This is a genomic window from Pseudomonas sp. LB3P14 (genome assembly GCF_054898045.1).
This window is the reverse complement of record NZ_CM142714.1, coordinates 6,051,409-6,064,396: the sequence shown is the minus strand read 5'-3', so window position 1 is coordinate 6,064,396 and position 12,988 is coordinate 6,051,409. Positions and strand designations below refer to the sequence as shown.

The window sequence follows — 12,988 nt, the reverse complement described above, 5'->3', positions numbered from 1 at the left end:
ACAAAACCCCTACCTGCATACGCAGATAGGGGTTTCGGAATTTAATCTTGACGATGACCTACTCTCACATGGGGAAACCCCACACTACCATCGGCGATGCATCGTTTCACTGCTGAGTTCGGGATGGGATCAGGTGGTTCCAATGCTCTATGGTCGTCAAGAAATTCGGTAGCCAGGTCGTGGGCCTTTGCAGGTTCACGTTCCAGCGAATGGGTATGCAATAGATTTGTGTGTTGGTGTTGCTGCGAACTTTCGGTTCATTGCGTCTTCACACACCGCAATCTGGTGCTCTTTCGAGTCAACAAATTGCTTGGGTGTTATATGGTCAAGCCTCACGGGCAATTAGTATTGGTTAGCTCAACGCCTCACAGCGCTTACACACCCAACCTATCAACGTCGTAGTCTTCGACGGCCCTTCAGGGGACTCAAGGTCCCAGTGAGATCTCATCTTGAGGCTAGTTTCCCGCTTAGATGCTTTCAGCGGTTATCTATTCCGAACATAGCTACCCGGCAATGCCACTGGCGTGACAACCGGAACACCAGAGGTTCGTCCACTCCGGTCCTCTCGTACTAGGAGCAGCCCCTCTCAAATCTCAAACGTCCACGGCAGATAGGGACCGAACTGTCTCACGACGTTCTAAACCCAGCTCGCGTACCACTTTAAATGGCGAACAGCCATACCCTTGGGACCGGCTTCAGCCCCAGGATGTGATGAGCCGACATCGAGGTGCCAAACACCGCCGTCGATATGAACTCTTGGGCGGTATCAGCCTGTTATCCCCGGAGTACCTTTTATCCGTTGAGCGATGGCCCTTCCATACAGAACCACCGGATCACTAAGACCTACTTTCGTACCTGCTCGACGTGTCTGTCTCGCAGTCAAGCGCGCTTTTGCCTTTATACTCTACGACCGATTTCCGACCGGTCTGAGCGCACCTTCGTACTCCTCCGTTACTCTTTAGGAGGAGACCGCCCCAGTCAAACTACCCACCATACACTGTCCTCGATCCGGATAACGGACCTGAGTTAGAACCTCAAAGTTGCCAGGGTGGTATTTCAAGGTTGGCTCCACGCGAACTGGCGTCCACGCTTCAAAGCCTCCCACCTATCCTACACAAGCAAATTCAAAGTCCAGTGCAAAGCTATAGTAAAGGTTCACGGGGTCTTTCCGTCTAGCCGCGGATACACTGCATCTTCACAGCGATTTCAATTTCACTGAGTCTCGGGTGGAGACAGCGCCGCCATCGTTACGCCATTCGTGCAGGTCGGAACTTACCCGACAAGGAATTTCGCTACCTTAGGACCGTTATAGTTACGGCCGCCGTTTACCGGGGCTTCGATCAAGAGCTTCGCGTTAGCTAACCCCATCAATTAACCTTCCGGCACCGGGCAGGCGTCACACCCTATACGTCCACTTTCGTGTTTGCAGAGTGCTGTGTTTTTAATAAACAGTCGCAGCGGCCTGGTATCTTCGACCGGCATGGGCTTACGCAGTAAATGCTTCACCCTCACCGGCGCACCTTCTCCCGAAGTTACGGTGCCATTTTGCCTAGTTCCTTCACCCGAGTTCTCTCAAGCGCCTTGGTATTCTCTACCCAACCACCTGTGTCGGTTTGGGGTACGGTTCCTGGTTACCTGAAGCTTAGAAGCTTTTCTTGGAAGCATGGCATCAACCACTTCGTCACCCAAAGGGTAACTCGTCATCAGCTCTCGGCCTTAGAATCCCGGATTTACCTAAGATTCCAGCCTACCACCTTAAACTTGGACAACCAACGCCAAGCTGGCCTAGCCTTCTCCGTCCCTCCATCGCAATAACCAGAAGTACAGGAATATTAACCTGTTTTCCATCGACTACGCTTTTCAGCCTCGCCTTAGGGACCGACTAACCCTGCGTCGATTAACGTTGCGCAGGAAACCTTGGTCTTTCGGCGTGGGTGTTTTTCACACCCATTGTCGTTACTCATGTCAGCATTCGCACTTCTGATACCTCCAGCAAGCTTCTCAACTCACCTTCACAGGCTTACAGAACGCTCCTCTACCGCATCACCTAAGTGATACCCGTAGCTTCGGTGTATGGTTTGAGCCCCGTTACATCTTCCGCGCAGGCCGACTCGACTAGTGAGCTATTACGCTTTCTTTAAAGGGTGGCTGCTTCTAAGCCAACCTCCTAGCTGTCTAAGCCTTCCCACATCGTTTCCCACTTAACCATAACTTTGGGACCTTAGCTGACGGTCTGGGTTGTTTCCCTTTTCACGACGGACGTTAGCACCCGCCGTGTGTCTCCCATGCTCGGCACTTGTAGGTATTCGGAGTTTGCATCGGTTTGGTAAGTCGGGATGACCCCCTAGCCGAAACAGTGCTCTACCCCCTACAGTGATACATGAGGCGCTACCTAAATAGCTTTCGAGGAGAACCAGCTATCTCCGAGCTTGATTAGCCTTTCACTCCGATCCACAGGTCATCCGCTAACTTTTCAACGGTAGTCGGTTCGGTCCTCCAGTTAGTGTTACCCAACCTTCAACCTGCCCATGGATAGATCGCCCGGTTTCGGGTCTATTCCCAGCGACTAGACGCCCTATTAAGACTCGCTTTCGCTACGCCTCCCCTATTCGGTTAAGCTCGCCACTGAAAATAAGTCGCTGACCCATTATACAAAAGGTACGCAGTCACCCAACAAAGTGGGCTCCCACTGCTTGTACGCATACGGTTTCAGGATCTATTTCACTCCCCTCTCCGGGGTTCTTTTCGCCTTTCCCTCACGGTACTAGTTCACTATCGGTCAGTCAGTAGTATTTAGCCTTGGAGGATGGTCCCCCCATATTCAGACAAAGTTTCTCGTGCTCCGTCCTACTCGATTTCATGGCCAAGAGATTTTCGCGTACAGGGCTATCACCCACTATGGCCGCACTTTCCAGAGCGTTCCGCTAATCTCAAAGCCACTTAAGGGCTAGTCCCCGTTCGCTCGCCACTACTAAGGGAATCTCGGTTGATTTCTTTTCCTCAGGGTACTTAGATGTTTCAGTTCCCCTGGTTCGCCTCTTAAGCCTATGTATTCAGCTTAAGATAACCATCTTATGATGGCTGGGTTCCCCCATTCAGACATCTCCGGATCACAGTCTGTTTGCCGACTCCCCGAAGCTTTTCGCAGGCTACCACGTCTTTCATCGCCTCTGACTGCCAAGGCATCCACCGTATGCGCTTCTTCACTTGACCATATAACCCCAAGCAATCTGGTTATACTGTGAAGACGACATTCGCCGAAAATTCGCAATTTAACTCACAAATTTTACCTTAGCCTGATCCGTTACCAGTGAAAGTAACGTTCAGTCTATCTTTCTATCACATACCCAAATTTTTAAAGAACGATCTAGCCAAAGACTAGAAATCAACATTCACCATCATCACGATGGAATGCTCATTTCTAAGCTTTCAACAACAGAAGCAGTAGTGGTGGAGCCAAACGGGATCGAACCGTTGACCTCCTGCGTGCAAGGCAGGCGCTCTCCCAGCTGAGCTATGGCCCCGTATTGCTACAGGTTCCCACACAAAAATTGGTGGGTCTGGGCAGATTCGAACTGCCGACCTCACCCTTATCAGGGGTGCGCTCTAACCAACTGAGCTACAGACCCAATTTCGGGCTGCTTCTTATCGTCTTCTTCAATGAATCAAGCAATTCGTGTGGGAACTTATGGAGCAGCTGATGTCGTCGATTAAGGAGGTGATCCAGCCGCAGGTTCCCCTACGGCTACCTTGTTACGACTTCACCCCAGTCATGAATCACACCGTGGTAACCGTCCCCCCGAAGGTTAGACTAGCTACTTCTGGTGCAACCCACTCCCATGGTGTGACGGGCGGTGTGTACAAGGCCCGGGAACGTATTCACCGCGACATTCTGATTCGCGATTACTAGCGATTCCGACTTCACGCAGTCGAGTTGCAGACTGCGATCCGGACTACGATCGGTTTTCTGGGATTAGCTCCACCTCGCGGCTTGGCAACCCTCTGTACCGACCATTGTAGCACGTGTGTAGCCCAGGCCGTAAGGGCCATGATGACTTGACGTCATCCCCACCTTCCTCCGGTTTGTCACCGGCAGTCTCCTTAGAGTGCCCACCATGACGTGCTGGTAACTAAGGACAAGGGTTGCGCTCGTTACGGGACTTAACCCAACATCTCACGACACGAGCTGACGACAGCCATGCAGCACCTGTCTCAATGTTCCCGAAGGCACCGATCCATCTCTGGAAAGTTCATTGGATGTCAAGGCCTGGTAAGGTTCTTCGCGTTGCTTCGAATTAAACCACATGCTCCACCGCTTGTGCGGGCCCCCGTCAATTCATTTGAGTTTTAACCTTGCGGCCGTACTCCCCAGGCGGTCAACTTAATGCGTTAGCTGCGCCACTAAGAGCTCAAGGCTCCCAACGGCTAGTTGACATCGTTTACGGCGTGGACTACCAGGGTATCTAATCCTGTTTGCTCCCCACGCTTTCGCACCTCAGTGTCAGTATCAGTCCAGGTGGTCGCCTTCGCCACTGGTGTTCCTTCCTATATCTACGCATTTCACCGCTACACAGGAAATTCCACCACCCTCTACCATACTCTAGCTCGACAGTTTTGAATGCAGTTCCCAGGTTGAGCCCGGGGATTTCACATCCAACTTAACGAACCACCTACGCGCGCTTTACGCCCAGTAATTCCGATTAACGCTTGCACCCTCTGTATTACCGCGGCTGCTGGCACAGAGTTAGCCGGTGCTTATTCTGTCGGTAACGTCAAAACACTTACGTATTAGGTAAATGCCCTTCCTCCCAACTTAAAGTGCTTTACAATCCGAAGACCTTCTTCACACACGCGGCATGGCTGGATCAGGCTTTCGCCCATTGTCCAATATTCCCCACTGCTGCCTCCCGTAGGAGTCTGGACCGTGTCTCAGTTCCAGTGTGACTGATCATCCTCTCAGACCAGTTACGGATCGTCGCCTTGGTGAGCCATTACCTCACCAACTAGCTAATCCGACCTAGGCTCATCTGATAGCGCAAGGCCCGAAGGTCCCCTGCTTTCTCCCGTAGGACGTATGCGGTATTAGCGTCCGTTTCCGAGCGTTATCCCCCACTACCAGGCAGATTCCTAGGCATTACTCACCCGTCCGCCGCTCGCCACCAGGTACAAGTACCCGTGCTGCCGCTCGACTTGCATGTGTTAGGCCTGCCGCCAGCGTTCAATCTGAGCCATGATCAAACTCTTCAGTTCAAACATCTTTGGGTTTTTAAGAAACCCTAAACTTGGCTCAGCAATCGTTGGTTACATCTTTGATTTCTCGCGGAGTAACTTGTGATGCTGATAATCTTGTTGACTATCAGTCTGACCCCACAAGCACCCACACGAATTGCTTGATTCAGTTGTTAAAGAGCGGTTGGTTAAGAGCTTTCGTCTCAACCGAGGCGCGCATTCTACAGCAGCCTCTGTTGCTGTCAAGCGGTTATTTTCAGAAGTTTTCAAAGTTTCCTTTGTAACTTCAACCACTTGCGCTTTCGATCTCTCGTTAGCGGGAGGCGAATTCTACAGCGTTACTCGCTGCTGTCAACACCTCTTTTACACCGCTTTCGACCGAGAAGATCGAATCGTCAATTAGGCGAAAACACACTGCCTGACCGACTCCTTCTGGCTTCGATGAACTGAAGCGTAACCGCTGTCGAAAACTGCGTAACTCATTGTTTGCAAAGGAGTTTTTCGTTTCGACTGCGCCGGAAGTGGGGCGAATTATAGACTTCCAGAATCTTCCGTCAACCCCTTATTTCAGCTTTATTCGGACTTGAGCGTAATACGCGCAAATGCCTTCTTGCCGGCCTGGCAAACATGGGTCGCGCCCAGTGCGTATATAAAGGTGCGATCGACAACCTCGCCATCAATACGCACACCCCCGGAACCCAGAAGGTCGCGCGCGACAGCCGAGTTCTTCACCAGACCAGCCTTATTAAGGACAGCCGCGATTGGCATATCTTCGGTCGCAGTCAATTCGATCTCTGGTAGATCGTCCGGCAGCTCGCCTTCCTTCATACGGTTGCCCGCCGCACGGTGAGCATTGGCCGCAGCCTCTTCACCATGAAAACGCGCAACGATCTCTTCGGCCAGCTTGATCTTGATATCACGCGGATTGGCACCCGCCTCGACATCGGAACGGAACGCATTGATCTCATCCATGGAGCGGAAGCTGAGCAATTCGAAGTAGCGCCACATCAGCGCATCCGGGATGGAAACCAGCTTGCTGTACATCACACCCGGCGCTTCCTGAATACCCACGTAGTTGCCCAAGGACTTGGACATCTTCTTCACACCATCCAGACCTTCAAGCAACGGCATGGTCAGAATGCACTGAGCCTCTTGACCATATCCACGCTGCAGCTCACGCCCCATCAACAGGTTGAACTTCTGATCGGTACCGCCCAGCTCGACATCCGCACGCAAAGCGACCGAGTCATAACCCTGAACCAGCGGATAGAGGAACTCGTGAATGGCGATTGGCTGATTGGTGGTGTAGCGCTTGTCGAAGTCGTCACGCTCGAGCATGCGAGCCACAGTGTACTGGGAGGTCAGGCGAATGAAGTCAGCCGGCCCCATCTGATCCATCCAGGTGGAGTTGAACGCTACTTCAGTTTTCGCCGGATCAAGAATCTTGAAGACCTGAGTCTTGTAGGTCTCGGCATTCTCGAGAACCTGCTCACGGGTAAGCGGAGGACGTGTTGCACTCTTGCCGCTCGGATCACCGATCATCCCGGTGAAGTCACCTATAAGGAAGATGACCTGGTGACCCAGCTCCTGGAACTGACGCAGCTTATTAATAAGCACGGTATGACCCAGGTGCAAATCCGGCGCGGTCGGATCGAAGCCTGCCTTAATACGTAGCGGCTGGCCACGCTTGAGCTTTTCGATCAGCTCGGACTCGACCAACAGTTCTTCCGCACCACGTTTGATCAGCGCTAGCTGCTCTTCAACCGACTTCATAACAGACCCGCAAGGCTCGAATTCAAAGGGAACCAACCATACAAGATCGCGCGTCAATTACAAGTTCTGCCCGGCGCACGGACGCCAATCCACAAACGGAGGGTTCGCGGACTTGCTTCAGAGATGATTTGGTTATATTTTATACAGTTATTTCATCTTCATCATGTCATTCATCTTTTCCAATTCATCTTTTTTCAAAGTCAAAAATTACCTATGACCAAAGAATCGTCTAAAGCGCCGCCGCTTTACCCGAAGACCCACCTGCTCGCAGCAAGTGGCATCGCCGCCCTTCTAAGCCTGGCGCTTCTGGTATTCCCTTCCAGTGATGTTGAAGCCAAAAAGACGACCCTGAGTCTTGAACTGGAAAGTCCTGCTGAACAACTGACACAAGATCAAGACGCTGCCGAAGCGGTCCAGGCCACAAATGAGCCAGCAGCTTCCCCTTTCGCGCAGATCGAAAACAGCACCGAAGAGCCCCAGGAAACCGCTCAGGCCGCACCGGCGCCCGCACCCACGCCCGCCCCTGTGATCGAAGAAAAAAAATCTCCAAACCATAGGGAAGTGATCGTTTCTAAAGGCGATACGCTCTCCACACTGTTCGAGAAAGTCGGCCTTCCAGCAACTTCGGTGCATGAAGTGCTGGCCAGCGACAAACAGGCCAAGCAGTTCAGCCAACTCAAACATGGCCAGAAACTTGAATTCGAACTGAGCCCCGATGGCCAGCTGACCAACTTGCACAGCAAGGTCAGCGACGTCGAAAGCATCACCCTGACCAAGAATGACAAGGGTTATGCATTCAACCGCATTACCGCCAAGCCTACCGTGCGCTCCGCCTACGTTCATGGCGTGATCAACAGCTCGCTGTCGCAGTCCGCAGCACGTGCCGGCCTGTCCCACAGCCTGACCATGGACATGGCCAGCGTGTTTGGCTATGACGTCGACTTCGCCCAGGATATTCGCCAGGGTGACGAGTTCGATGTCATCTACGAACAGAAAGTCGTCAACGGCAAGGCTGTCGGCAATGGCCCGATCCTTTCCGCGCGTTTCACCAACCGCGGCAAGACCTACACCGCCGTGCGTTACACCAATAAACAAGGCAACAGCAGCTACTACACCGCTGACGGCAACAGCATGCGCAAGGCGTTTATCCGTACCCCGGTGGACTTCGCCCGCATCAGTTCGAAATTCTCCATGGGCCGCAAGCACCCAATCCTGAACAAGATCCGCGCCCACAAAGGCGTCGACTATGCAGCGCCGCGTGGCACCCCAATCAAGGCAGCCGGTGACGGCAAAGTGTTGTTGGCCGGACGCCGCGGTGGCTACGGCAACACCGTGATCATCCAGCACGGCAATACCTACCGCACGCTGTACGGCCACATGCAGGGCTTTGCCAAAGGCGTGCAAACCGGCGGCACCGTCAAGCAGGGCCAGGTGATTGGCTACATTGGCACCACCGGGCTCTCCACAGGGCCGCACTTGCACTACGAGTTCCAGGTCAATGGCGTGCACGTCGACCCACTGGGTCAGAAGCTGCCGATGGCCGATCCGATCGCCAAAGCCGAACGCGCACGTTTCCTCGCGCAGAGTCAGCCGCTGATGGCGCGCATGGATCAAGAGAAAGCCACCATGCTGGCTTCGAGCAAGCGCTAAGCCATGGCTCTCTATATAGGTGTGATGTCCGGGACCAGCCTCGATGGCCTGGATATTGCGCTGGTCGAGCTAGCCCCGGCGATCAAGCTGATCGCCACGCATTACATTCCCATGCCTGACTCCCTGCGCATCGAGCTGCTTGGCTTGTGCGCCAGCGGCCCGGACGAGATTGCCCGCTCCGCCATTGCCCAGCAGAACTGGGTGAAGCTGGCAGCACGGGGCATTCACACCCTCCTTGATCAACAAAACCTGAAACCCGAAGACATTCGTGCAATCGGCAGCCACGGCCAGACCATTCGCCACGAACCCGCGCGTGGCTTCACGGTGCAAATCGGCAACCCTGCCCTACTGACGGAGTTGACCGGCATCACCGTGGTCAGCGACTTCCGCAGCCGCGATGTGGCCGCCGGAGGGCAAGGCGCGCCACTGGTTCCAGCCTTTCACGAAGCGTTGTTCGAAGAACAGCCTGGCAATCGTGCGGTATTGAACGTTGGCGGTTTCAGCAACCTCAGCCTGATCGAGCCCGGCAAACCGGTAGCCGGTTTCGACTGTGGCCCGGGCAATGTTCTGCAGGATGCGTGGATTCACCAGCAACGCGGCGACAACTTTGATCGCGACGGCCAATGGGCTGCCAGCGGCAAGGTCGAACCGACTCTTTTGAAAGAATTGCTCAGTGATCCGTTCTTCGTGACCAAAGGCCCGAAAAGCACCGGCCGCGAAGTATTCAACCTGCCATGGCTGACACAGCACCTGGCACAGTTGCCGACCTTCGCCACCGAAGACGTGCAGGCAACCCTGCTCGAACTGACTGCCCTGACCATCGTCGAATCACTGCAAAGCGCCCAAACAGACACGCAGGAACTGCTTGTCTGCGGCGGCGGCGCGCACAACACCACACTGATGAACCGCTTGGCCAGCTTGCTGCCGAACGCCAAGGTCAGCAGCACCGCGGCTTACGGTGTAGACCCGGACTGGGTCGAAGCCATGGCCTTCGCCTGGCTGGCCCATTGCTGCCTTGAAGGCATAGCCGCCAATCGTCCGAGCGTCACCGGCGCCCGTGGCCTGCGCGTACTCGGCGCCATTTACCCTGCCTGACTGGCCATGCCGAATCTCGGACAGCAAAATGCCGCAGAGCCCTGAGGCCATGCGGCGCTTGGTGATGCGGTGAATTGCGATCAGATCGAGAACGAAGAGCCGCAGCCACACGTGGTGCTGGCGTTCGGATTCTTGATCACGAAGCGCGAACCTTCCAGACCTTCCTGATAATCCACCTCGGCACCTGCCAGGTATTGGAAACTCATCGGGTCGACCACCAGACTCACACCTTCGCGTTCGACAATAGTGTCGTCATCGGCCACTTCTTCATCGAAGGTGAAGCCGTACTGAAAACCTGAACAACCGCCGCCCGTAACGAATACGCGCAGCTTCAAGCGATCATTCCCCTCTTCATCGACCAGGCTCTTCACCTTGTGCGCGGCACCGTGGGTGAATTGCAAAGCCGTGGGGGTGAAGGATTCGACGCTCATGCTAACTATCTCCCGGCGTTACGCCGCCATAATGCGTGATGACGCGCATTATCCGCTTCTCCTAGAAAATCGGTCAACTATTGTTACGGTATATCAATCAACACATTTGCCCGCCCGAAATGCAAAAAGGCCCGTCAGACGGGCCTTTTTGCTGAGCGGGATAAACCTTACGGCAGCATACCTGCGTGGGACAGACCCAAGCGCTCATCCAGACCGAACAGAATGTTCAGGTTCTGCACCGCCTGACCCGACGCGCCTTTGACCAAGTTATCGATCACCGACAACACCACCACCAGATCACCATCCTGTGGACGATGCACGGCAATACGGCAAACGTTGGCACCGCGCACGCTTCGGGTTTCCGGATGACTGCCGGCCGGCATGACATCGACGAACGGTTCGTTGGCATAGCGCTTTTCAAACAGCGCCTGCAGATCCACCGAGCGATCCACGACGGTCGCGTAGAGCGTCGAGTGGATGCCTCGAATCATGGGTGTCAGGTGCGGAACGAAGGTCAGACCGACGTCCTTGCCCGCTGCGCGACGCAGACCCTGGCGAATTTCTGGCAAGTGACGGTGCCCTTTGACGGCGTAAGCCTTCATGCTTTCCGACGTCTCGGAGTACAGCGAACCTACGGAAGCCCCACGACCGGCGCCACTGACGCCGGATTTGCAATCAGCGATCAAGCGAGTGGTATCGGCCAGACCTGCTTCAAGCAATGGCAGGAAACCCAATTGCGTAGCGGTCGGGTAGCAACCCGGCACAGCGATCAGGCGGGCCTGTTTGATCTGCTCGCGATTGACTTCCGGCAAGCCATAGACCGCCTCTTCCAGCAGTTCCGGTGCGCCGTGAGGTTGACCGTACCACTTGGCCCATTCATCGGCGTCCTGCAGACGGAAGTCCGCCGACAGGTCGATGACCTTGGTGCCGGCAGCCAGCAACTCGCCGGCCAGGGCATGGGCAACACCGTGAGGCGTAGCGAAGAACACCACGTCACAAGCGCCCAGCGTCTTGATGTCCGGAACGCTGAACGCCAAGCCATCGTAATGACCGCGCAGGTTCGGATACATATCAGCCACGGCCAGACCGGCCTCGGATCGGGAAGTGATGACTGCCACTTCAGCTTGCGGGTGCTGCGCCAACAGACGCAGCAGTTCGACACCGGTGTAACCCGTGCCGCCGACGATACCGACCTTGACCATAAACCTGCCCTCAACGAACCCACTGGAAAGCCGTCGATAATAGGGGCCGCGCAGCTCTGCGACAACCGTCAAGGTGACGTGCGGGCGCTCTACCCTCTACTATCTTCGCTACCGTGAACCTGGGAATAACTAAAAATGCTTTATTTGTGGCTCAAAGCGCTTCACATCGTCAGCATGGTCTGCTGGTTTGCCGCCCTGTTTTACCTGCCACGCCTCTTCGTCTATCACGCCCAAAGCGAAGACACCGTCAGCAAAGAGCGTTTCTGCATCATGGAGCGCAAACTCTACCGCGGCATCATGGGCCCGGCGATGATCGCCACCCTGATTTTCGGCATTGCACTGATCGCCTTGAACCCCAGCATATTTAGTCAAGGAGCCTGGATTCACGCGAAGTTGACGCTTGTAGTGATCCTGATCGGCTACCACCACATGTGCGGAGCACAGGTAAAACGTTTTGCCCGTGGCGAAAACACCCGCAGCCATGTCTTTTATCGCTGGTTCAATGAAGTGCCGGTTCTGATATTGCTGGCTATCGTAATTCTGGTCGTCGTTCGACCGTTCTAAATTCAATAAGCCGCAACTTACCGGGGTACTTCCAATGTCGCTGCCCGCCCTGCTCGAACAACGTTTGCGCCTGCCTGTCGTGGCAGCGCCGATGTTCCTGATCTCCAACCCTCAACTGGTGCTCGCCTGCTGCCGTAATGGCGTGGTGGGCAGCTTCCCCGCGCTGAACCAGCGCGAGAGCAGTGGCTTCAAGGCCTGGCTGGAAGAGATCGAAGCAGGGTTGGCAACACTGGAGAATCCGGCGCCTTATGCGGTGAACCTGATCGTCCACAACAGCAACCCGCGGCTGCAAGCGGATCTGGAGATCTGTATCGAGCACAAAGTGCCGATCGTGATCACCAGCCTCGGCGCCGTAAAAGAACTGGTCGATGCAGTGCACAGCTATGGCGGTCTGGTATTCCATGACGTGACGACTCGTCGCCATGCAGAGAAAGCCGCCGAGGCCGGGGTCGACGGCTTGATCGCCGTGGCAGCGGGCGCCGGTGGGCACGCCGGGACCTGGAGCCCGTTCTCGCTGATTGCCGAGATACGCCAATTCTTCGACAAGACCCTACTGCTGGCCGGTTGCCTGAACCACGGCCACGAAATTCTCGCTGCACAATTGCTCGGTGCGGATCTGGCCTACTTCGGTACGCGATTTATCGGCACCACCGAAAGTCATGCGTCTGACGCCTATAAAGAGATGCTGCTGACTTCCAGAGCGGCGGACATCGTCCATACTCCAGCGGTGTCGGGGGTACCGGCGAGCTTTATGCGTCAGAGCCTTGAGGCTGCGGGTTTCGACATGGCAGCGCTGCAAGGCAAGGGTGAGGTGAACTTCGGCTCCAAACTCAAGCCTATCAGCGATGAAGCCAAAGCCTGGAAGACCGTCTGGTCCGCAGGCCAGGGAGTCGGCGAAATCGATGACCTGCCGAGTGTTGATCAACTGGTCGCTCGCCTTGATGCCGAGTACCGCAAAGCACTGGAGCTGGCGGCAGCGCTGCCCAAACGCTGGCCACGCTGACAGTAAAACTTGGCCAGTCCATTCCGGCTGGCCTTACACTC

At 55.0% G+C, this 12,988-nt stretch carries 7 protein-coding genes, 2 tRNA genes and 3 rRNA genes; 4 read left to right on the top strand and 8 right to left on the bottom strand.

The genetic code is table 11. The features are described 5' to 3' along the window. Positions 1–45: 45 nt before the first annotated feature. The 6 genes from rrf to tyrS all read right to left on the bottom strand — a co-directional run bounded on the left by rrf (position 46) and on the right by tyrS (position 7,002). Positions 46–161: ribosomal RNA gene (rrf, locus tag ACYZT5_RS27695) — 5S ribosomal RNA — on the bottom strand. 160 nt (positions 162–321) lie between these two features. Next, positions 322–3,213: ribosomal RNA gene (locus ACYZT5_RS27690) — 23S ribosomal RNA — on the bottom strand. 235 nt (positions 3,214–3,448) lie between these two features. Continuing rightward, a tRNA-Ala gene (locus tag ACYZT5_RS27685) sits at positions 3,449–3,524 on the bottom strand. A gap of 28 nt (positions 3,525–3,552) precedes the next feature. Beyond that, a tRNA-Ile gene (locus ACYZT5_RS27680) sits at positions 3,553–3,629 on the bottom strand. An 82-nt stretch (positions 3,630–3,711) separates the two neighbouring features. Continuing rightward, positions 3,712–5,250 (bottom strand): 16S ribosomal RNA (locus ACYZT5_RS27675). The 16S, 23S and 5S rRNA genes sit together here with 2 tRNA genes alongside, the layout of an rRNA operon. A 552-nt stretch (positions 5,251–5,802) precedes the next feature. Beyond that, positions 5,803–7,002 carry a tyrosine--tRNA ligase gene (tyrS, locus tag ACYZT5_RS27670; RefSeq protein ID WP_462048256.1) on the bottom strand — a complete coding sequence of 400 codons (1,200 nt, stop codon included), beginning with the start codon at positions 7,000–7,002 and terminating at the stop codon, positions 5,803–5,805. 213 nt (positions 7,003–7,215) lie between these two features. On the opposite strand from tyrS, the gene ACYZT5_RS27665 reads away from it, so the two are divergent. Next, complete coding sequence (locus ACYZT5_RS27665; RefSeq protein WP_462048255.1) at positions 7,216–8,652, top strand: peptidoglycan DD-metalloendopeptidase family protein; 1,437 nt, start codon at positions 7,216–7,218, stop codon at positions 8,650–8,652. Positions 8,653–8,655: 3 nt separating this feature from the next. Next, complete coding sequence (locus ACYZT5_RS27660; protein WP_462048254.1) at positions 8,656–9,747, top strand: anhydro-N-acetylmuramic acid kinase; 1,092 nt, start codon at positions 8,656–8,658, stop codon at positions 9,745–9,747. Positions 9,748–9,827: 80 nt separating this feature from the next. Here ACYZT5_RS27660 and erpA read toward each other — a convergent pair whose 3' ends face one another. Together erpA and argC are read right to left on the bottom strand one after the other, a co-directional pair. Further along, positions 9,828–10,178, bottom strand: coding sequence for an iron-sulfur cluster insertion protein ErpA (erpA, locus tag ACYZT5_RS27655; RefSeq protein WP_007947969.1), 351 nt, complete (start codon positions 10,176–10,178; stop codon positions 9,828–9,830). A gap of 167 nt (positions 10,179–10,345) precedes the next feature. After that, complete coding sequence (gene argC, locus ACYZT5_RS27650; RefSeq protein WP_046045401.1) at positions 10,346–11,380, bottom strand: N-acetyl-gamma-glutamyl-phosphate reductase; 1,035 nt, start codon at positions 11,378–11,380, stop codon at positions 10,346–10,348. Between the two features lie 135 nt (positions 11,381–11,515). Here argC and hemJ point away from each other — a divergent pair, with 135 nt between their 5' ends. Then, positions 11,516–11,944 (top strand): protoporphyrinogen oxidase HemJ, encoded by a 429-nt coding sequence (gene hemJ, locus ACYZT5_RS27645; protein WP_462048253.1) that lies wholly within the window; start codon positions 11,516–11,518, stop codon positions 11,942–11,944. Between the two features lie 34 nt (positions 11,945–11,978). Next, entirely contained in the window at positions 11,979–12,947 is a 969-nt protein-coding gene (locus ACYZT5_RS27640; RefSeq protein WP_462048252.1) for an NAD(P)H-dependent flavin oxidoreductase, read from the top strand. The last annotated feature ends 41 nt before the right edge of the window (positions 12,948–12,988 follow it).